This is a genomic window from Streptomyces roseicoloratus (assembly GCF_004117935.1).
GTDB classification, from domain to species: domain Bacteria; phylum Actinomycetota; class Actinomycetes; order Streptomycetales; family Streptomycetaceae; genus Streptomyces; species Streptomyces roseicoloratus.
Window position 1 is genome coordinate 190,789 of the sequence record NZ_SDOY01000131.1, and the last position, 21,010, is coordinate 211,798.

A 21,010-nucleotide genomic window follows, 5' to 3' on the forward strand; every position below is an offset into this window, starting at 1 on the left:
GAACGGGCTTCCTTCTCACGAATTCCCATCGTCCCTAGTCCGTTCGCTCTCCTCGCCCCACCCACTCCCCGCGCCGGCTCGCGGCGCCTTCAGGCCCTGGCCAGCAGGGCCACCGGCCGCGCCTCGAACAGCTCGGCCAGCTTCACCGGCGTGTCCGCGCCGCCGGTGAACTCCCGTACTCCGTCCAGGACGTCGAGCCACCGGCCGTCCGGCAGGGCGAGCGCCGTGTCCTGCCAGCCGCCCGCCTCCGCGAGGCGCAGCGGCAGCCGCGTCACCGCCGTCAGGACCCGGTCCGCGCGGCGGAACGCCAGGCAGTGCGGGGCGGCCGGGCCGTACGCCGCCAGCGGGTGGTAGCCCCCGCCGGGGCCGAACGCGTCCGGGTGCTCCCGGCGCAGCCGCAGGGCCGCCCGCACCAGAACCGTCTTGTCGTCGTCCGGGCCCGGCGCGTACGGCGCGCGGTTGTCCGGGTCGACGAGCGCGCGGTACTCCCGCTCCGTGTTCTGGTACAGCTCGGGCACGCCCGGCATGGTCAGCTGGACCAGCGTGGCGCCGAGGACGTGGGCCCGGATGTGCGGTTCCAGGGCGGAGGCCCACGCGGAGGCGCGCAGCGGGACCCGGCCCGGGCCGGCCGCCACGAACTCGGTCACGGCCCGCTCGTACGCCGGGTCCGGCTCGGTCCAGGAGGTGTGCAGGCCCGCCTCGCGTACGGACTTGAGGACGGCGGGTCCGAGCCGGTCCGGGTCCGGGGAGCCGAAGCCGAAGGCGGTCTGCCAGGCCGTCCACGCCAGGTGCGGTTCGGGGGCCGGGACCCCGGCGAGCTCCTCCAGGAGCTCAGCCCAGCGCCGCGGACACTGCGACAGGACGGCGATCGCGGCCCGTACGTCGGCGCTGCGCTTGGTGTCATGGGTGGTGAGGACGGTGCCGGTGGCCGGCCAGTCGCGGGCGAGCCGGGCGCAGAACGCGTGGAACTCCTCGGGCGGGACCGCGGGCCGGCCCGGGTCGCCGCCGACCTCGTTCGCCGAGAGCAGCGGCGTGTAGCGGTAGAAGGCGGTGTCCTCCACGGACTTGGCGCGCAGTGCGGACGAGGTCTGCGCGAACCGGGCCCGGAACGCCCGGTGTTCCGGGCCGTCGCCGAGGGCACCCAGGGCCAGGCCGCGGATCACGTCGACCGCCGCCGCCTCCTCCGGCACGGCGAACGCCGCCTTGGCGCCGCGCGCCGCCTCCGGGGTGAGGACCTCGTCGCCTCCGGTGCGGTAGGTGCGGTAGACCGGGACGCGGACGAGGAGTTCGCGGATCGCGGTGTGCAGCGCCCAGGGCGCGTGGTCGCGCAGCCCGGGGTCGGCGGCGCAGATCCGGTCCGCGATCCGGGTCAGCGCGGAGGTCTCGGCGGTCAGCTCGTGCGTCACCACCTTGTACGCGGCGCGGCGCGCGGTCGCCTCCCAGTAGCCGCCCCTGTCTCCGGCCCGGCCCGCGAACGCGCGGTAGACGTCGGCGAGTTCGTCGGCGCCCACCGGGTCGGTGAAGATCCCGTCGACGTATCGGAGCGCGTCGTAGCCGGTGGTGCCGGCCACGGGCCAGGAGGCGGGGAGCGGTTCGCCGCCGGTGAGGATCTTCTCCACGACCGTCCAGCACCGTCCGCCCGTCGCCTCGGCGAGCCGCTCCAGATAGCCCTCGGGGTCGGCGAGCCCGTCCGGGTGGTCGATCCGCAGCCCGTCGACGACGCCGTCCGCCACCAGCTCGACGATCTTCGCGTGGGTCGCGTCGAACACCTCCGGGTCCTCGACGCGTACGCCGATCAGGTCCGAGATGGTGAAGAAGCGGCGGTAGTTGAGCTCGGTGCGGGCGAGCCGCCACCACGCGAGGCGGTACCACTGGGCGTCCAGGAGCTCGTCGAGAGGCAGGCACCCCGTGCCGGCGCGCAGTGGGAACTCCTGCCCGTCGAGGGTGAGCACGCCGTCCGTGACCCGCATCCGGTCCCGTACCTCGGAGAGCCGGGCGGGCAGCACCGGCAGCAGCATCCGTCCGTCGCCCGCGTCCCAGTCGACGTCGAACCAGCGGGCGTACGGCGACTCCGGGCCCTCGCGCAGCACCTCCCGCAGCGCGTGGTTGTGCCGGGGCGAGGCCGCCATGTGGTTGGGCACGAGGTCGACGACCAGCCCGAGGCCGTGCGCCCGGGCCGTCGCGGCCAGCGCCCGCAGCCCCTCCTCGCCGCCGAGCTCGGCCCGTACGGAGCGGTGGTCGGTCACGTCGTAGCCGTGGGTGGAGCCGGGCACCGCTTCGAGCACCGGTGAGAGGTGGAGGTGCGAGACGCCGAGCGCGGCCAGGTGGGGCACGGCCCGCTCGGCGGCGGCGAACGGGAACTCCGGCTGGAGCTGGAGCCGGTAGGTCGCGGAGGGCAGGGCGGGTTCCGGGAGCGGACCGGGTGAGCGGGAGCCGGGTGCGGGGGAGCCCGTCGAGAAGGACGTCATGCGAACGTACGTACCCCGCGCGGAGGCTTCTCTGTCATCGTCCCCCGCCCCCGTTCGGGTGTGTCGCGATACGTTCGCACGCGGATCCGGACACGGCGCTCGCACGACGACGGCGGGCCCCGCCGCGGGCGGCGGCACCCGAACCACCCGTTCGAGTGCCGCCGAACGGCCGCGCCGTGCCCGGTCCGCCCACGCCCGGTCCGCACGCCCGGTCCGCCCGCGTCGGCCGCCGGCTTCCGCCCGCCCGCGCCGCCGGCCGCCCGCGTCCGTCCGCCCGGCCCGGCGGAGGTCAGGCCGGTCTGCGGAGCACCGTCAGGGTGAGCGGGGCGAGCGTCACCCGCTCGCCGGCGGCCATCCGCGGACCCTCCTCGGGCGGCATGCCCTCCGGGTGGGAGGTGTCCACGACGACCTTCCAGCACTCGCCGTGGCTGTCGGGCACCTCGAACTCCAGCTCCTGCGAGGAGGCGTTGAACATCAGCAGGAAGGAGTCGTCGGAGATCCGCTCGCCCTGCGGGCCCGGCTCGGAGATCGCGTTGCCGTTGAGGAAGACCGTCAGCGCGCGGGCGTGCGCCGCCTGCCAGTCCCGGGCCGTCATCTCCTCGCCCTGCGGCGTGAACCAGGCGATGTCGGTCAGCTCGTCGTGGGTGCCCTCCACCGGACGGCCGTGGAAGAAGCGGCGGCGCCGGAAGACCGGGTGGTCGCGGCGCAGCCGTACCATCGCCCGGGTGAACTCCAGGAGCGTGGCCTCCGGTTCACTGCCCGGCTTGGGCCAGCGCACCCAGGAGACCTCGCTGTCCTGGCAGTACGCGTTGTTGTTGCCGCCCTGGCTGCGACCGAACTCGTCGCCGTGGCTGAGCATCGGCACGCCCTGCGACAGCATCAGCGTGGCCAGGAAGTTGCGCGTCTGGCGGGCGCGCAGCTCGCGGATGCCGATGTCGTCGGTGTCGCCCTCGGTGCCGCAGTTCCACGAGCGGTTGTGGCTCTCGCCGTCCCGGTTGCCCTCGCCGTTGGCCTCGTTGTGCTTCTCGTTGTACGAGACGAGGTCGCGGAGCGTGAAGCCGTCGTGGCAGGTCACGAAGTTGACCGAGGCGAGCGGGCGCCGTCCGTCGTCCTGGTAGAGGTCGGACGAGCCGGTGAGCCGCGAGGCGAACTCGGCGAGGGTGCGCGGCTCGCCGCGCCACAGGTCGCGCACGCAGTCGCGGTACTTGCCGTTCCACTCGGCCCACTGCGGCGGGAAGTTGCCCACCTGGTAGCCGCCCTCGCCCAGGTCCCACGGCTCGGCGATCAGCTTCACCTGGCTGACCACCGGGTCCTGCTGCACCAGGTCGAAGAACGAGGACAGCCGGTCCACCTCGTGGAACTGGCGGGCCAGGGTGGCGGCCAGGTCGAAGCGGAAGCCGTCCACGTGCATCTCGGTCACCCAGTACCGCAGACTGTCCATGATCAGCTGGAGCACGTGCGGGGACCGCATGAGCAGCGAGTTCCCGGTGCCGGTGGTGTCCGTGTAGTAGCGCGGGTCGTTGCCGAGCCGGTAGTACGAGGGGTTGTCCAGGCCGCGGAAGGACAGCGTGGGGCCCAGGTGGTTGCCCTCGGCGGTGTGGTTGTAGACCACGTCGAGGATCACCTCGATGCCCGCCTGGTGCAGCGCCCGCACCGCCGACTTGAACTCCAGGACCTGCTGGCCACGGTCGCCCCACGAGGCGTAGGCGTTGTGCGGGGCGAAGAAGCCGATGGTGTTGTAGCCCCAGTAGTTGGACAGGCCCGCGTCGACCAGCCGGTGGTCGTTCACGAACTGGTGCACCGGCATCAACTCCAGCGCGGTGACGCCCAGTTCCTTCAGATGCCCGATGACCGCCGGGTGCGCGAGCCCCGCGTAGGTGCCGCGCAGTTCCTCCGGCAGGTCCGGGTGCAGCATCGTCAGGCCCTTCACATGGGCCTCGTAGATCACGGTGTGGTGGTACTCGGTGCGCGGGCGCCGGTCGTCGCCCCAGTCGAAGTACGGGTTGACCACGACCGAGGACATGGTGTGCGGGGCGGAGTCGAGGTCGTTGCGCGCGTCGGGCCGTCCGAACGGATAGCCGTACACCGCCTCTCCCCACGACACCTCGCCCGAGATGGCACGCGCGTACGGGTCGAGCAGCAGCTTCGCCGGGTTGCAGCGCAGCCCGCGCTCCGGCGCGTACGGCCCGTGCACCCGGAATCCGTACCGCTGCCCGGGCATCACGCCCGGCAGATAGGCATGCCGCACGAACGCGTCCGTCTCGCGCAGCTCGACGGCCGTCTCCGTGCCGTCGTCGTCGAGCAGACACAGCTCGATCCGGTGGGCGGCCTCCGAGAAGACCGCGAAATTGGTACCGGCACCGTCGTAGGTGGCGCCCAGGGGGTACGCCTGTCCCGGCCAGACCTGCATAGGCGAAACTCTTCCACTTCTGATCCGGGGGCAAGGGGGGTGACTCGGCCAGATCCTGCCCGAAACCGGGGCAACCTCCTAGGACGTCGACCCGTCCTACCGGGTGACCACACCTCATAGGGGGAAAGATTGAGGAATTGGGGGGAAGTGTGTACGAATTAGTGCGCCGCCACCTGGGGAAGGTGGTGGCCGGCGCCGCCATGGCGGTGACCGGCACCGCGGTCGCCGTCGCCGTCACCCTGCCGGGCAGCGCCGGAGCCGACGAAGCCCCGCGCGTCGCCTCCGCCGCTCCGGGCTCGACCACGTCCGGGACGTCCGGCACCGCCGGCACGACGGACGCCGCACGGGGCGACGGCCCGGCACCGGGCCCCGCGACCCTGGCCTCCGCACCACCCGAGGGAGCCAAGGGCGTGGGCACCGATCCGCTCACCGACGACGAACTGGAGCGGGCCGAGGCCCTGGCGCTGACCCCGCCGGCCGCCGCCGCACAGCGCGACGCGCGGCGGAACGCCGAGGGCGGCAGGGGACCGCAGCACCTCGCGACCGAACTCGCCGACCCGGCACCGGGCGAGCGGAGCGGCGGGCCGCGGCGCGCCGTGGTCCGCTTCTACGACTACGGCCGTGACGAGCTCCTCACCCGCACCGTCAACCTCGACACCGGAAAGGTCGAGCGGTCCGGCGCCCAGCGCGGCGTCCAGCCCTCGGCCCACCCCGAGGAGCTCCGCGCCGCGCTGCGGCTGATCCTCGACAGCCCGCTCGGCAAGGGCGTCAAGGAGGACTACGAGGACGCCACCGGCAAGGAACTCACCTCCACCGACCAGCTCTGGTTCAACGGCGACGTCTACCGCACGTACCGCGAGGAGAACGTGCCGCCGCAGCTGGCGAAGTGCGGTGAGCACCGGTGCGTCCGGCTCGTGACCAAGGTGCTCAACGGTGCCTGGATCGACACCCGCGGCCTCGTCGTCGACCTCAGCGCCAGGACCGTCACCCGCGTCGGCTGACCGGCCGGGCGCCGGCGGCCGACCGGAGCCGGCCGACCACCGCGCCCCGGCCCATCACCGCGCGCCGACCGGCCGACCGATCACCGCGCGCCGGCCGACCACAGGCGCGCCGGCCGACCACCGGCGCGTCCATCCGTACCGAGGGAGTACGCATCCATGTCCCTGTCCGCACCGTCCTCCCGGCGAAGCCGGCCCGCCCGCGCCGCGGGTGCCGCGCTCGCCGCCTGCGTCTTACTGGGCACCCTCGCCACCACCGCGGGCGCCACCACGGCCGCCGCCGCGCCCGCGGCCCCCGCCGCACCGACCGCGCCGGCGCCCGCCGACTGCTCCGCCGCCTACCGCGTCCAGCAGAAGCTCGACGGCGGCACCGTCTGGCGGATGTGCTGGCGCTACTCGACCGACTCCGGACTGATCCTGGACAAGGTCACCTACCAGCCGCCCGGCGAACCCGCCCCGATCAGGGTCCTGAACAGCGCCAAGCTCGCCCAGATCCACGTCCCGTACGACGACGGCAACGCCGAGTACGACGACCTGACCGGCGCCGGCTTCGGCTGGGGCCTGCAGAACCTCAAGCCCGGCGAGTGCCCCGGCGGCACCATCACCTCCGTGAAGGTCCCCGAGGTGGGCAAGGTCAACGGCCTGTGCACCACCACCCGGGCCCGCGGCCACGCCTACCGGATGGCCGCCGACACCGGCTCCAAGGTCTGGCAGGCCCAGGGCAAGGACCTGCTCGTCTACACCGTGAACAAGGTCGGCTGGTACGAGTACATCAGCGAGTGGCGGTTCTCCTCCGACGGCACCATCGGCATGAACGTCGGCGCCACCGGCAGCCTCTCGCCCGTCGACTACAACGCGACCGACGGCCGCGGCTGGCCCATCGGCAAGGGCGCCCGCGACTACGCCACCAGCCACGCCCACAACGTCTTCTGGAAGCTGGACTTCGGGCTCGACGGCAGCGACAAGGGGCGCGTCGAACAGTTCGACTCCAAGGTGACGCCGCCCGCCGGGGACGGCAGCCCGACGGTGAAGACCACCCGGACCGTCGTCACCAGGGAACTCGCCGGTGACGCCCGGAACATGCGCTGGTGGCGGGTGGTCAGCGACACCGGCAAGAACAAGGACGGCCACGCGCGCTCGTACGAGATCGTGCCGGGTCACACCCACACCTACGCCGGCCGCCCGTTCACCCGGCACGACGTCTACTTCACCCAGGCCCGCGCCTGCGAGCAGTTCGCCAGCAACAACATCCTGGACTGCGGACAGGGCGCGCCCGACAGCGTGGACAAGTGGGTCAACGGCGAGACGCTGAAGAACCCGGCGGTGTGGGTCAACATCGGGTTCCACCACATCGCCCGCGACGAGGACCAGCAGCCGATGCCGGTCCACTGGCAGGGATTCCAGCTCGCGCCCAGGGACGTAACCGCTATGAATCCGCTCACTCCGGCCGATCTCGCCGGTCAGAACGGTGCCCCGAACCTGGGGAGTTGAGCAAAGCCACCGGCGATCCTGCTGCATCGCCTCCCGCTACCGGAGTACCCTTCCTTGATCGTTGAGGATCATTGTCAGATGGTAGTTCCCGCCGTTGACCCAGTCGGCGGAACGGGTGTCCGGGAGCAGAAGGCGGTGCGCGGGTGAGCTCGGGAGGTCTGGAGCTGCCCCCAGGCGAGGCGGGTCACGACGGGGGACCGGCCGAGCCCGCGGAGGCGCCGCCCGGCGCGGTCTCCGTCGCCCGGCCCGTCGAGATCGGCGCCGAGCTGGAGTGGGGCGCGGAGGCGTGGAGCGAGGTGCGCACCCGGGCCCAGCGGGCCGGCCGCGCCTACATCTGGCTGAATCTGGTCGAGCAGCGGCTGCGGGCCGTCGTCGCCGCCGTGCTGCGTCCGGTGTACGAGCCGGTGCACGGCGAGGAGTGGGTGGTGGCCGCGGCCGGGCCCGCCGGGCAGGAGTGGGTCCAGCGGGCGGTGGCCGTCCGCGAGGTCTCGCGCCGCAAGGGCTATCTGCTGGACCCGGCCGACGACAACGTGCTGAGCTTCCTCACGCTTCCGCAGCTGCGGGAGCTGATGGTGCAGCACTGGCCGTGCTTCGAGCCGTACTTCGACGACCGGCGCGAGGTCGAACTCGCCCTGGACGAGCTGGAGGTGACCCGCAACGTCGTCTCCCGCAACCGGGCCCTGTCGCTGACCGTGCTCGCCCAGTCCGAGCGGGCCTCGGCCCGGCTCCTGGAGATCCTCGGGAGCGGGGCCGGGGTGCCGTCGGCCGACCGGCTGCCGGTCGACGCCGTCGAGGACCTGGTCGGCGACCGGTACGCGGACGTGGTCTCCGTCCACCCCGACCGGGTCAGGCTCCAGCGGCAGCTGCCGGCCGAGGACCTGTTCGGCGGCGCCCGCCGGCTCGACGCCACGGGCATAGGCCTGAACCTCCTGGTGCAGAACTTCTCCGGCCGCCGCATGGTCCGGCTCGCCGAGTCGGGCTGCCGCATACGGCTCCTCTTCCTCAACCCGGCGAGCAGCGCCGTCAAGCGGCGCGAGCGGGAGCTCGGCCTGAAGAAGGGCGAGCTCAGCCGTGCGGTCGAGATGAACATCCTCCACATGCGCCGGGTCCGCTCCAAGCTGCGCGACCCGGGTGCCTTCCAGATCCACGTCTTCGACGAGACGCCGCGCTTCACCGCCTACCTCGTGGACGGCGACGGCCCCGACGGCGTGGCCGTCGTCCAGACGTACCTGCGCAAGGCCCGCGGCATGGAGGCCCCGGTCCTGGTACTCCGCGGCGGCCGCAACGTGGTCCGCTCGGGGCACGGTGACGACGGAACGGGCGAACACGGACTTTTCGCGACATACCGGGAGGAGTTCGAGTCGGTCTGGCTCGACTCCCGCCCGGTCTCCTGACCCCGCCCGGACGGCGTTGTCAGTGCGGCGTGCGAGGGTGTGCACACCAACGGGGGAGATCACGTAAGGAGGACCCGATGGCCTGGTACGGGGAAGAGCTGGCCGGCTTCGACCTGGAGACGACCGGCACGAACCCACTGGAGGCCCGCATCGTCACGGCCTCCGTCGTCGGCGTCCGCGGCGGCGAGGTGGTGCGCCAGCGGGACTGGCTCGCCGACCCGGGCATCCGCATCCCGGCGCAGGCGTCCGCGATCCACGGCATCAGCAGCGAACGCGCCGCGGCCGAGGGCCGCCCGGTGCGCGAGGTGGCCGACGAGATCGCCGACACCCTCACCGGCTACTGGTCGCGAGGTGTCCCGGTCGTCGCGTACAACGCCTCCTTCGACCTCACCCTGCTCTCGGCCGAGCTGAGGCGGCACGGACTGCCCTCGCTCGGCGAGCGGCTCGGCGGTGTGCCGACCGGCCCGGTCCTCGACCCGTACACCATCGACCGCGCCGTCGACCGCTACCGACGCGGCAAGCGCACCCTGGAGGCGGTCTGCGCCGAGTACGGGGTCGTGCTCACCAGCGCCCACCAGGCGTCCGCCGACGCGCTGGCCGCGGTCCGGGTCGCGGTCGCGATAGCCGAGCGGCACGCCGCGGTCGCCGCGCTCGACCCGGCCGTGCTGCACGAGCGGCAGATCGTCTGGTACCGGGAATGGGCCGAGGACTTCCAGTCCTTCCTGCGCCGCAAGGGCGAGACGGACGCGGTCGTCGACCCCACGTGGCCGCTGCGCGAGCCGGCCCCGGTCGCCGGCTAGCCGTTCTCCTTCAGGAAGGAGAGCAGCAGTTCGTTGACGCGCTCCGGCTGGTCCAGCTGGAGCCAGTGGCCCGCGTCCTCGACGCGTTCGTAGCGCCAGCGTTCGGGGACACGGGGGGCGAGGGCGGTCATCTGGCGTTCGGTGAGGTAGGGGTCGCCCGTGGACCAGACGCCCATCACCGGCATGGCGAAGGGCGGCCGAGCCGGGGGTTCACCCAGCTGGACCTCCATCGGCAGGGCGGCGCGGTAGATGTTGAGGGACGCGGTCAGGGCGCCGGGCGCGCGCAGCGGCTCCAGCACCTCGTCGCGGTCGGCATGGCCGGCGAGCATCTGCCGCAGGTTCGCGAAGTCGTCCCGGGACAGCCACTCCTCGGCCAGACCCGCGAACTGGAACATCGTCATGTGCCACATCCGCTGGCGCTCCTGCCAGCTGTCCGGTCCCAGGAGCACGCTGCTGTCACCCACCGACATCAGCGTCAGGCTCGCCACCCGCTCGGCGGCGAACTGCGCGAGACCCTGCGCCACGCCGGAGCCCCAGTCGTGGCCCACCACGTGACAGCGGTCGACGTCCAGTCGCGACAGGAGCTCCAGCATGTCGCCCACGTGCTTCGCCGGGTGGTACGCCGCCACACCGCCCTCCGGGCGGTCCGAGGCGCCGAAGCCGCGGAGGGTCGGCGCGATCGTGCGGTAGCCGGCCGCGTTCAGGGCCGCGATCTGGTGGCGCCACAGCCGGTGCGAGTCCGGGAAGCCGTGGACGAGGAGGACCGCCGGGCCCTCCCCGGCGACCTCGACGTCCAGCGTGACGTCCGACAGTTCCATCCGCATAGCAACACCCCGTTCGTTACCGGCCGGTTCGACCGGCTCATGATGTCAGGTCGCGGCGGGAGGGACGGCGGTTCACAGCCACGCTTCGCCGGAGGGCGTGGTGCGTCAGAAGGGGTACCAGCGGACCTCGGGGTCGTCGTTCCGCAGTGACGCCACCCGGCGCGCGAACTCGGCCCGTGCCTTCGGGTTCGTCGGCGCGTGCTGGGCCACCCAGGCGCAGCTCGCGGTCTCCCGGGCCCCGCGCAGCAGCGCACAGCCCTCCCACGCGCGCACGTCCCAGCCGTACGCCTCGGTGAAGGCGTCGTACGCGGCCGGGTCGAGGCCGTAGCGGTCCCGGGAGAGGGCGAGGACCACCAGGTCGTGCTCGCGCAGGTCCGAGGAGAAGGTCTCCAGGTCGACCAGGACCGGGCCGTCCGGGCCGACGTGGACGTTGCGGGGGAGAGCGTCGCCGTGGATCGGGCCCGGTGTGAGGTGAGGGGTGAGCGCGGCGGCGGCCGGTGCGAAGGCGTCGCGCCGCTCGCGCAGGAACGCGGCGTCGGCCGGGTCGATCGCCTCGCCCGCGAGCCGCAGCCAGCGTTCCACCCCGCCGAGCAGTTCCCGGCGGGGCAGGGCGAAGTCCTCCGGCTCCGGCAGGGCGTGCACGGCCTCGAGCAGCGGCGCCAGATCGCGCGGCTCCGCGGGCCGCACGGCCGCGGGCAGCCGGTGCCACACCGTGACCGGGTGCCCCTCGGCCACCAGCGGCTTCGCCTCCGCGGCCCGTACGGCCGGGACGCCGCTCGCCTCCAGCCAGCCGGCCAGGGCCAGTTCCCGCTCGGCGCGCGCCAGCAGCTCCGGGTCCCGGCCCACCTTGACCACCACGTCGCCGACGGCGAAGACCGCGTTCTCGCCGAACGCGAGCAGCGTCGCGTCCCCGGCCGGCAGTCCCGCCCCGGCCAGGATCTCCCGGGCCCGCGCCTCGTCCATCGTCCTCTCCCCACAGCAGTGCGATTCTCGCCAAAGTCTCGCATCCGCGCTGGTCACCTTGACGGACCGACGGCCCGTCAGGACGATGACCGGGTCCCAGGCAAGGTCGCGAACCGGGCACAGGGGGAGCATTGGCCAGTGTGGTGACCGCGCCGAAGCGGTCCGCGGACCGCACCACCCCCGGCCGGACCCGTGGCGGCCCCGGCCGCGACCACGGCGCCTGGTTCCTGGTCCTCCCCGCGCTGCTCCCCATCCTGGTGCTCAGCGTCGGCCCGCTCCTCCACGGCATCGCGCTCGCCTTCACCGACGCCCAGTCCGGCCGTACCCAGACCACCCGCTGGATCGGCACCCTCAACTTCCGGGACCTCCTCCATGACACCCTGTTCTGGGAGTCCTTCCGCATCGGCCTGCTGTGGGCGGTCGGCGTCACCGTCCCGCAGTTCCTGCTCGCCCTCGGCCTGGCCCTGCTGCTGAACCAGGACCTGCGGCTGCGCCGGCTCGCCCGCGCGCTGGCCATCGTCCCGTGGGCGATGCCGGAGGTCGTCGTCGGCATCATGTGGCGGCTCGTCTACAACCCGGACGCGGGCATCCTCAACGAGACCCTGCGCGATCTCGGCCTCGGCGACGGACGGGCCTGGCTCAGCGGCCTCGGCACCGCGCTGCCCGCCGTGATCGTCGTCGGCGTCTGGGCCGGGATGCCGCAGACCACGGTCGCGCTGCTCGCCGGCGTCCAGAACACCCCGCGCGAACTCCACGAGGCCGCCGCACTCGACGGCGCCGGCGCCTGGCGCCGCTTCCGCACCGTCACCTGGCCCGCCCTCCGGCCGGTCGCCCTCGCCATCACGGCCCTCAACTTCATATGGAACCTGAACTCCTTCGCCCTGGTCTACGTGCTGACCAACGGCGGCCCCGGCGGCCGCACCCGGCTGCCGATGCTCTTCGCCTACGAGGAGGCCTTCCGCTACGGGCAGTTCGGCTACGCCGCCGCCATGGGCTGCGTGCTCGTCGCCGTCGTCTCCGTACTCCTCGCCCTGTTCCTCGTCGGCCGGCTGAAGGGAGAGCAGGACCGTTGAGCGCCTTCCGAAGCCGCGGGCCCGCCCGCGCAGCCCAGTACGCCGCACTCCTCGCGAATCTGGTCTTCCTCGCCTTCCCGTTCCTCTGGCTGGTCTCCACCGCCTTCAAACCGGCCACGGAACTCGGCTCCCTGCACCCCACCTGGATCCCCGAGGCCCCGACCCTCGACAACTTCCGGCAGGCCTTCGCCGAACAGCCGCTGCTCAGGGCCGCCGGGAACAGCCTCCTCGCGGCGCTCGCCGCCGCCCTCGTCGCGGTCGTCGTGGCCACACCCCTGGCGTACGTCCTCGCCCGGCACCGGTCCCGGCTCACCGCCGCCGCCACCGGCTGGGTCGTGGTCAGCCAGGCCTTCCCGTTCGTCCTCCTGATCATCCCGCTGTTCCTGGTGCTCAAGAACCTCCACCTGGTCGACAGCCTGCCGGGCCTGGTCCTGGTGTACGTGGTCTGGTCGCTGCCGTTCGCGCTGTGGATGCTGACCGGATACGTACGGGCCGTCCCGGCGGAGCTGGAGGAGGCCGCCGCCGTCGACGGCGCCGGACGGCTGAGGACCCTCGTCTCGGTCACCGCCCCGCTGCTCGCGCCGGGCCTCGTCGCCACCGCGCTGTTCGCCTTCGTCACCGCGTGGAACGAGTTCTTCTTCGCCCTCGTCCTGCTCAAGACCCCGGAGAAACAGACCCTGCCCGTGGTCCTCACCCACTTCATCGGCGCGGAGGGCGTGGCCGACCTCGGCCCGCTCGCCGCCGCGGCCTTCCTCGCCACCCTGCCCTCGCTCCTTGTTTTTGCGGTCATCCAGCGGCGGATCACCGGCGGCATGCAGGCCGGCGCGGTGAAGTCATGAGACGCGCCCGGCGGTTCGCGGCGGCCGTCGCCGCCCTCGCCCTGCTCCTCACCGGGACCGCGTGCACGGCGGACGAAGGCCCCGACGACGGGGTGATACGGCTCCGCTTCCAGTCCCTGGCCTGGCAGAAGGAGTCCGTCGACGCCAACAAGGCACTGGTGCGCGAGTGGAACGCCGCGCATCCCGGCATCCAGGTCGACTACGTCCAGGGCAGCTGGGACTCCGTGCACGACCAGCTCCTCACCTCCTTCGAGGGCGGCGAGGCCCCCGACATCGTCCACGACGCGTCCGACGACCTCGCCGACTTCGCCTACGGCGGCCATCTGGCCGATCTGCGCCCCCTGCTGCCCGAGCGGCTGCGCGCCGGCATCCCGGAGCACAGCTGGCGCACCACCACCTTCGGCGAGGGTGTCCACGGGGTGCCGTTCCTCCAGGAACCGCGCATGATCATGGCCAACCGCACCCTGCTCGCCGCGGCGGGCGTCCGTGTCCCGACCGCCGAACGGCCGTGGACCTGGGAGGAGTTCCGAGCCGTGGCGAAGGACGTGACGGCCACGATGGGAGAAGGCCGGTACGCGGTCGCCTGGCCGCTCAAGGAGCCCGTCTCCGTCTCGCTCAACCTGAGCCTCTCGGCCGGCGGCCGGCTCTTCCACCGCGCGCCCGACGGCAGGAACGTCCTGCGCTTCGAAGACGGCGACGCGGTGATGCCCGGCACCGTCCGGGCCATGATCGACACCGACCGGACCGCCTCCCCGGCCACCCTCGGCAGCGGCGGCTCCGACACGCTGCCCGGCTTCTTCGGCGGCCGGTACGCGATGGTGCCGCTGGGCTTCTCGTACCGGCAGCAGATCGTCCGGCAGGCGCCCGAAGGCTTCGACTGGATCGTGCTTCCCGCGCCCGCCGGGGCGGGCGGTCTCGCGCAGGGCGTCAGCCCGCAGACGCTGTCCATCGCCGAGGACAGCCCGCACAAGAAGGAGGCCGTCGCCTTCCTGGACTTCTTCCTCCAGCCCCGCAACCAGGTCCGGCTCGCGCTCGGCGACTGGATGCTGCCCACCTCCACCGAGGCGCTCGCCGATCCCGCCCTGCACACCGAGGAGTTCGGCTGGGCCACCGGCGCCGCCGTCGCGCGGGAGCTGCGGCCGGCGCCCGCGCAGTCGGTGCGCGGCTACCCGGAGTGGAAGGACAAGGTCGCCACGCCCGCCTTCCAGGAGTACTACAGCGGTGCGATCGGCGTCGACGAGCTGAGACGGCGGCTGGTGGAGGACGGCAACCGGGTGCTCGCCCGCTATCAGCGCGACTGAGAACAAACGAAAACGATTAGACGAGACGTTGCGTCTTGCGTACGGTGGTGCTCATGACCACGACCCCGCGCGCCCATATCGCCATGTTCTCCATCGCCGCCCACGGCCACGTGAACCCCAGCCTGGGCGTCATCCGCGAACTCGTGGACCGGGGCCACCGCGTGAGCTACGCGATCCCGGCCGCCTTCGCCGACAAGGTCGCCGCCACCGGCGCCACCCCCGTCGTCTACGGCTCGACCCTCCCGACGGACGACGACCCGGACGGCTGGGGCTCCGAGCTGATCGACCACCTCGAACTGTTCCTCGGAGACGCCGTCCAGGCCCTGCCACAGCTCGCCGCCGCGTTCGACGGCGACCGCCCCGACCTCGTCCTGCACGACATCACCTCGTACCCGGCCCGCGTCCTCGCCCACACCTGGGGCGTCCCCGCCCTTTCACTCTGGCCGAATCTGGTCCCCTGGGAGGGCTACGAGGAGGAGGTCGCCGCACCGATGTACGCGGAGCTCAAGGACTCGCCCCGCGGCAAGGCGTACTACGCCCGCTTCGAGGAGTGGCTCGGCGCCCACGGCGTCGACACCCACCCCGACGCCTTCGTCGGGCGGCCCCGCCGCGGCATCGTGCTCATCCCGCAGGCGCTCCAGCCGCACGCCGACCGCGTCGACGCATCCGTCTTCACGTTCGTCGGCTCCTGCCTGGGCGGCGAGAGCGACCCGGGGGAGTGGCGGCGGCCCGCGACGGCCGACAAGGTGCTCCTGGTCTCGCTCGGCTCGACCTTCACCAAACAGCCGGCCTTCTACCGGGACTGCGTCGAGGCCTTCGGCGGACTCGACGGCTGGCACGTGGTGCTGCAGATCGGCAGGTTCGTCGACCCCGCCGAACTGGGCGAGATCCCGGACAACGTCGAGGTGCACCCGTGGGTGCCGCAGCAGGCCGTCCTGCGCGAGGCCGACGCCTTCGTCACCCACGCGGGCGCGGGCGGCAGCCGCGAGGGCCTCGCCACCGCCACGCCGATGGTCGCCGTACCGCAGGCCGCCGACCAGTTCGGCAACGCCGACATGCTCCAGTCGCTCGGCGTCGCCCGTCACCTGCCCATGGAGGAGGTGACGCCCGAGCGGCTGCGCGAGGCCGTGCTCACGCTCGTCGCCGACCCCGAAGTCGCCCGCAGGGCATGGGAGATCCAGGAGCGGATGGCGCGGGAAGGCGGTGCGCCGCGCGCCGCCGACCTGATCGAGGAGGAGCTTCCGCGCGGGTGAAACACCGCGTGTAAGGGGCGAGTTGAGGAGACTCGCCCCGTTTCTCTTTAAGAAAGCTTGTTGAAAAAGTCATAGGTGTGTGAAGGCCTTGATTTGCACTCGTCAATGAGTCAGGGTTTCGAACGAGCGACCGGAAGGTTTGCGTCCGGGAGCCCAACCCCCCACAAATCCTGACGAGGAGACCCCTCTTCATGGCCATACACAAGCGTGTCCGCCGGACCCGATACATCGCCGTCACGACCGCGATCGCCGCGGCCGCCGGAGTCACCGTCCTCACCGGCCAGTTCGCCGGCGCGGCCCCCGCGCCCGCCGAGGGCACGGTCTACGGACTCGGTGTCGAAGGCGCCGTCGCCGGCAGCTACGTCGTGCTGCTCGACGAGCAGGCGAACAAGTCCGACCTGGCGAAGGAGTACGGCGGCACCCTGCGCCGCAGCTACGACTCCGCCGTCAACGGCTTCTCGGTGAACGGCCTCACCGAGACCGAGGCCAAGCGCCTCGCCGCCGACCCCGCCGTCGCCAAGGTGGTCCAGAACCGCCGCTTCACCATCAACGCCACCCAGGAGAACCCGCCGTCGTGGGGCCTCGACCGGGTCGACCAGACCGACACGGCCGGCGACGCGAAGTACACCTACCCCGACGGCGGCGGCGAGGGCGTCACCGCGTACGTCATCGACACCGGAGTCCGCATCACCCACAAGGACTTCGGCGGCCGCGCCTCGTACGGCTTCGACGCCGTCGACAACGACGACAGCGCCGAGGACGGCAACGGCCACGGCACCCACGTGGCCGGCACCATCGCCGGAACGGACCACGGCGTCGCCAAGAAGGCGAAGATCGTCGCCGTCCGCGTCCTCGACGACAACGGCTCCGGAACGACCGAGCAGGTCGTCGCCGGCATCGACTGGGTCACCAAGAACCACCAGGGCCCGTCCGTCGCCAACATGAGCCTCGGCGGCGGTGCCGACCCGGCCCTCGACGACGCGGTCAAGAAGGCCATCGCCTCCGGCGTCACCTTCGGCGTCGCGGCCGGCAACGAGTCCTCCGACGCCGGCCAGGGCTCGCCGTCCCGGGTCACCGAGGCGATCACCGTCGCCTCCTCGACCAAGGATGACGGGCAGTCCGACTTCTCCAACTTCGGCTCGGTCGTGGACCTCTACGCCCCGGGCTCGGAGATCACCTCCGCCTGGAACGACAGCGACACCGGGACGAAGACCATCTCCGGCACCTCGATGGCCACCCCGCACGTGGTCGGCGCCGCCGCCGTCTACCTCGCGGGTCACACCGACGCCACGCCGGACCAGGTCGCCCAGGCCCTGATCGACGGAGCCACCCCCGACAAGATCTCCAATCCGTCGGAGGGCACCGCCAACAAGCTCCTGAAGATCGTCGAGTAACACCGCGAAACCCCTGACGGCGACCGCCGTGCCCTCCCCCACGGGGCACGGCGGTCGCCCTATGGTGTGAGCATGACGACGACGTACGCCCTGCTGCTCCGCGGCATCAACGTCGGTGGCCACCGCAAGGTCCCGATGGCGGAACTCCGCGCCCTCCTCGAAGGCCTCGGCTACGGGGACGTGCAGACCTATCTGCAGAGCGGCAACGCCGCCTTCGCCGTTCCCGGCGCCGAACGCTCCGACGAGACCGTCCGGCAGACGGTCGAGGCGGCGATCGAGAAGCGCTTCGGCTTCACCGTCGACTGTCTCGTCCGCGACCACGACTACCTCGCCGCCGTCGAACGCGACTGCCCCTTCCCGGCCGCCGGGCTGGAAGGCAAGCAGCTCCACGCCTTCTACCTCTCCGGCCCCGTCGACGAGCAGCGCTTCGCCGGACTCGACCGGGAGGCCTTCCGGCCCGAGGCCTTCGCCCTCGGCGACCGCGTCCTCTACCTGTACGCCCCGGACGGCCTCGGCCGCTCCAAGCTCGGCGAGGCACTGTCGCGGCCCGCCCTGTTCAAGGGCCTCACGGTCACGGCCCGCAACTGGAACACCGTCCGCAAGCTCGTGCGGATGACGGAAGTGGCCCAGCCCGACGGACGGTGAATGGCCCGCTCCAACGGGCCACCACGGGCATAGGGTTCCCGCCATGACGACCGAGACGACGGTGACGACCGGGCCGACCGCCGGGACCGAGACGACTGCCGGGACCGGGACCACTGCCAGGTCCGAGACGACTGCCGCGACCTCCGCACCTCCCACGGCCGCCGCCGCGGACACGACCGAGCCGCCCGTGACGACGGTGGACTTCTTCTTCGACCCCGCCTGCCCCTTCGCCTGGATCACCTCCCGCTGGATGCTGGAGGTCGAGCGGCACCGCCGCCTCGACCTGCGCTTCCGGGTGATGAGCCTCTTCTTCCACAACGAGGGCAACGACCTGCCCGACTGGTACCGGACCCTCGTGGACGCGTCCATCGGCCCCGTCCGGGTCGCCGTCGCGGCCGCCGAGCAGCACGGCGAGGAGATCCTGCGCCCGCTCTACACCGCGTACGGCACCCGCATCCACGAGCGGAAGAACAAGGACTTCGACGCCGTCACCTTCGAGTCCCTCGCCGAACTCGGCCTCCCCGCCGAACTCGCCGAGGCGGCCCACGACCCCGCGTACGACGAGGCCGTCCGCCGCAGCCACGACGCCGGCAAGGACCCGGAGGCCGGGGCCTACGTCGGCACGCCCACGATCCACGTCGACGGCACCGTCTGGTTCGGCCCGGTGCTGAGCGCCATCCCGCGCGGCGAGCGCGCCGCCCGGCTCTTCGACAGCTTCCGCGTCCTCGCCGGCCACCCGGACCTCTTCGAGATCAAGCGCACCCGCACCGGCGGCCTCGACTTCTCGTAGACCACACGTCCTAACCCGCGACCGCCACCCGCGCCGGGGCCAGGGCGGCCTCCTCGTGGCGTTCCACCAGCAGGCGGGCCAGCTCGGGGGACGGGCCCAGGACCGAGGCCAGGAGGTCGGCGTCCGCCGCGCCCTCCGCGATGCGGTCAGGGAGGCGGCCCGGGGCGATCACGTACGGGGCCACGGCCACCCGGCGGACGCCCGGCTCGGCGCGGAGCGCCCGTACCGCCTCGTCCGTGCGGGGAAGGGATGCGGAGGCGAACGCAGGCCGCACGGAGCACCAACCGGTGTTCCGCAGCTCCCGCGCCGTTTCTGCGATCACTGCGATCGCCTCCGGGTCGGTGGAGCCCGCCGAGGCCAGGACGACCCCGGTGGTGCTCTTGTCGCCGGGCGTGAGCCCGGCCTCGTACAGGCGCCGTTCGACCGCCGCGATCAGCAGCGGGGACGGGCCCAGGACCTCCGCCTGCCGGATGCGCAGCGAGGCCGGGGCCTGGCGCAGGACGGCGGGGATGTCGGCCTTCGCGTGGAAGGCGCGGGTGAGCAGGAGCGGCAGGGCCACCACCTCGCGCACCCCGTCGGCGGCGAGCCGGTCGAGCACCCCCGTCACGGACGGCAGGTTGAAGTCCAGGAACGCCGTCTCCACCCGCAGCCCCGGGCGCAGCGCCGCGGCCCGGGCCACCAGGGCCTGGACGGTCGCCGCGTGCCGTGGGTCACGGCTGCCGTGGGCGATGACGAGGAGGGTCGGGGTGCTCATGGTCTCAGGCCTTGGTGAGGAGGCCGCGGCGGCGGAGGACGGCGCGTTCGAGGGGGCTGAAGAGGAGGAGGTCGATGGCGATGCCGACGAGGAGGATGAGGATGATGGCGAGGAAGATGCCGGGCATGTCGAAGTTGTTGCGGCCGTTTTCGAGGAGTTGGCCGAGGCCGAGGCCGAGGTCGGGGGAGGAGGCGATGATCTCGGCGGCCATGAGGGAGCGCCAGGAGAAGGCCCAGCCTTGTTTGAGGCCGGCGAGGTAGCCGGGGAGGGCGGCGGGCATGACGATGTGCCAGGCGCCTTTGAGGCCGGTGGCGCCGAGGGTGCGTCCGGCGCGGAGGAAGAGGGGTGGGACCTGGTCGACTCCGGCGACGAGGCCGTTGGCGATGGAGGGGACGGCGCCGAGGAGGATGACGGCGAACATCATGCTGTCGTTCAGGCCGAGCCAGAGGACGGCGGGTGCGACCCAGGCGACGGAGGGCAGGGATTGCAGGCCGGAGAGGATCGGTCCGATGGCGGTGCGTATGACGGTGATGCGGGCGACGAGGAGTCCGAGGGGGGTGCCGAGGGCGAGGGCGAGGAGGAAGCCGAGCAGGGCTCGGGAGACGCTGGTCCACAGGACGCTGTGGAGGGTGCCTTCGAGCCACATGGTGGTGAGGCTGTTCCAGACGGCGCCGGGTGAGGGGAGTTTGCCTTCGTCGGTGGCTTTCAGGGTGACGAGGAGTTGCCATGCGGCTACGACGAGGATGATGGCGAGGAGTGGGGGGAGGACTTTTTTGAGGAGGGTTTGGTGGGTGGGGGTGCGGTGGGTCTGGATGGTGTCGAGGGCGTCGAGGCCTGCTTCGAGGCCGGCGAGGTCGTCGGTCTTGGTGGTGGTGGGGGTGGTGTCAGTGCTGGCCATGGCGGCGGATCTCCCCACGGAGTTGTTCGGTGATCTCGAGGGACAGTTCCGCGACGGCGGCGTCTTCGATGCGGCGTGGGTGGGGGATGTCGATGGTCCACTGGTGGGCGATGCGGCCGGGTCGTGAGGAGAGCAGGACGACGCGTTGGGCGAGGCGGACGGCTTCGCGGACGTTGTGGGTGACGAAGAGGACGGAGAGGCGGGTTTCGCGCCAGATGCGGGTGAGTTCGTCGTGGAGGACGTCGCGGGTGATGGCGTCGAGTGCGGCGAAGGGTTCGTCCATGAGGAGGAGTGAGGAGTTCTGGGCGAGGGCGCGGGCCATGGCGACGCGTTGGCGCATGCCTCCGGACAGTTCGTGGACGCGTTTGTGGTAGGAGCCGGTGAGGCGGACGAGTTCGAGGAGGCGGTCGGCTTCGGGGCGGCGCAGGGGTTTGGGGAGGCCGCGGAGTTTGAGGGCGAGTTCGATGTTCTTTCCGGCGGTGAGCCAGGGGAACAGGGCGTGTTCCTGGAACATCAGGGCGGGGCGGCCGGTGGTGGTGATGGTGCCGGTGGTGGGGCGGTCGAGTCCGGCGACGAGGTTGAGCAGGGTGGACTTGCCGCAGCCCGAGGCTCCCAGGAGGGTGACGAACTCGCCGGGGGCGACGTCGAGGCTGATGTCGTCGAGGACGAGCTGCCCGCCGGCGGGACCGCCGAAGGACTTCGAGACGTGCTCGAT

The 21,010-nt window shown here is 72.3% G+C and carries 17 protein-coding genes and 1 pseudogene; 11 read left to right on the forward strand and 7 right to left on the reverse strand.

All coding sequences use genetic code 11. The features are described from left to right. Window positions 1-89: 89 nt before the first annotated feature. Window positions 90-2,468: a malto-oligosyltrehalose synthase gene (gene treY / locus ESG85_RS20020; protein ID WP_128981138.1), complete on the reverse strand. Its 2,379-nt coding sequence runs from the start codon at window positions 2,466-2,468 to the stop codon at window positions 90-92. A gap of 289 nt (window positions 2,469-2,757) precedes the next feature. Next, on the reverse strand, window positions 2,758-4,878 hold the full coding sequence (gene glgX, locus ESG85_RS20025) for a glycogen debranching protein GlgX (protein WP_128981140.1): 2,121 nt from the start codon (window positions 4,876-4,878) through the stop codon (window positions 2,758-2,760). A gap of 149 nt (window positions 4,879-5,027) precedes the next feature. Between glgX and ESG85_RS20030 the strand changes: the two genes are divergently transcribed. The 4 genes from ESG85_RS20030 to ESG85_RS20045 all read left to right on the forward strand — a co-directional run bounded on the left by ESG85_RS20030 (window position 5,028) and on the right by ESG85_RS20045 (window position 9,561). Then, a complete protein-coding gene (locus tag ESG85_RS20030) occupies window positions 5,028-5,879 on the forward strand; it encodes a Tat pathway signal sequence domain protein (protein WP_246095174.1) in 852 nt (283 codons plus the stop codon). Window positions 5,880-6,035: 156 nt separating this feature from the next. Continuing rightward, complete coding sequence (locus tag ESG85_RS20035) at window positions 6,036-7,367, forward strand: copper amine oxidase (protein WP_128981142.1); 1,332 nt, start codon at window positions 6,036-6,038, stop codon at window positions 7,365-7,367. A 143-nt stretch (window positions 7,368-7,510) separates the two neighbouring features. Beyond that, complete coding sequence (locus ESG85_RS20040; protein ID WP_128981144.1) at window positions 7,511-8,761, forward strand: SAV2148 family HEPN domain-containing protein; 1,251 nt, start codon at window positions 7,511-7,513, stop codon at window positions 8,759-8,761. 77 nt (window positions 8,762-8,838) lie between these two features. After that, a complete protein-coding gene (locus tag ESG85_RS20045) occupies window positions 8,839-9,561 on the forward strand; it encodes a 3'-5' exonuclease (protein WP_128981146.1) in 723 nt (240 codons plus the stop codon). Here the strand turns inward: ESG85_RS20045 and ESG85_RS20050 are convergent. Together ESG85_RS20050 and ESG85_RS20055 are read right to left on the reverse strand one after the other, a co-directional pair. Continuing rightward, window positions 9,558-10,385 (reverse strand): alpha/beta fold hydrolase, encoded by an 828-nt coding sequence (locus ESG85_RS20050; RefSeq protein ID WP_128981148.1) that lies wholly within the window; start codon window positions 10,383-10,385, stop codon window positions 9,558-9,560. The two genes, ESG85_RS20045 and ESG85_RS20050, sit on opposite strands and share 4 nt — an antisense overlap. 105 nt (window positions 10,386-10,490) lie before the next feature. Next, a complete protein-coding gene (locus ESG85_RS20055; RefSeq protein ID WP_128981155.1) occupies window positions 10,491-11,348 on the reverse strand; it encodes a phosphotransferase enzyme family protein in 858 nt (285 codons plus the stop codon). A 140-nt stretch (window positions 11,349-11,488) separates the two neighbouring features. Here ESG85_RS20055 and ESG85_RS20060 point away from each other — a divergent pair, with 140 nt between their 5' ends. The 7 genes and pseudogenes from ESG85_RS20060 to ESG85_RS20090 all read left to right on the forward strand — a co-directional run bounded on the left by ESG85_RS20060 (window position 11,489) and on the right by ESG85_RS20090 (window position 18,643). Beyond that, window positions 11,489-12,421, forward strand: coding sequence for a carbohydrate ABC transporter permease (locus ESG85_RS20060; protein WP_309548002.1), 933 nt, complete (start codon window positions 11,489-11,491; stop codon window positions 12,419-12,421). After that, the gene (locus ESG85_RS20065; RefSeq protein ID WP_128981159.1) at window positions 12,418-13,260 is read left to right on the forward strand and encodes a carbohydrate ABC transporter permease; all 843 of its coding nucleotides are present in this window, start codon (window positions 12,418-12,420) and stop codon (window positions 13,258-13,260) included. The genes ESG85_RS20060 and ESG85_RS20065 overlap by 4 nt, the downstream gene beginning before the upstream one ends. Beyond that, a complete protein-coding gene (locus ESG85_RS20070; protein ID WP_128981162.1) occupies window positions 13,257-14,561 on the forward strand; it encodes an ABC transporter substrate-binding protein in 1,305 nt (434 codons plus the stop codon). The genes ESG85_RS20065 and ESG85_RS20070 overlap by 4 nt, the downstream gene beginning before the upstream one ends. Beyond that, window positions 14,548-15,814 (forward strand): annotated as a pseudogene (gene mgt, locus ESG85_RS20075) (macrolide-inactivating glycosyltransferase). Before ESG85_RS20070 ends, mgt begins: the two are co-directional and overlap by 14 nt. Before the next feature lie 191 nt (window positions 15,815-16,005). After that, entirely contained in the window at window positions 16,006-17,208 is a 1,203-nt protein-coding gene (locus tag ESG85_RS20080; protein WP_128981166.1) for a S8 family peptidase, read from the forward strand. A gap of 72 nt (window positions 17,209-17,280) precedes the next feature. Continuing rightward, complete coding sequence (locus ESG85_RS20085) at window positions 17,281-17,853, forward strand: DUF1697 domain-containing protein (protein WP_128981168.1); 573 nt, start codon at window positions 17,281-17,283, stop codon at window positions 17,851-17,853. 43 nt (window positions 17,854-17,896) lie between these two features. Continuing rightward, window positions 17,897-18,643, forward strand: coding sequence for a mycothiol-dependent nitroreductase Rv2466c family protein (locus ESG85_RS20090; RefSeq protein WP_128981170.1), 747 nt, complete (start codon window positions 17,897-17,899; stop codon window positions 18,641-18,643). 10 nt (window positions 18,644-18,653) lie between these two features. Here the strand turns inward: ESG85_RS20090 and ESG85_RS20095 are convergent, their stop codons facing one another. From ESG85_RS20095 to ESG85_RS20105, 3 genes are all read right to left on the reverse strand, one after another. Then, complete coding sequence (locus tag ESG85_RS20095; protein WP_128981172.1) at window positions 18,654-19,397, reverse strand: sirohydrochlorin chelatase; 744 nt, start codon at window positions 19,395-19,397, stop codon at window positions 18,654-18,656. Between the two features lie 4 nt (window positions 19,398-19,401). Next, window positions 19,402-20,295, reverse strand: a complete 894-nt coding sequence (locus tag ESG85_RS20100; RefSeq protein ID WP_128977719.1) for an ABC transporter permease — start codon at window positions 20,293-20,295, stop codon at window positions 19,402-19,404. After that, window positions 20,282-21,010, reverse strand: a 729-nt coding sequence (locus tag ESG85_RS20105; protein ID WP_164986213.1) for an ABC transporter ATP-binding protein, incomplete at its 5' end; no start/stop codon positions are given. The genes ESG85_RS20105 and ESG85_RS20100, both read right to left, overlap by 14 nt.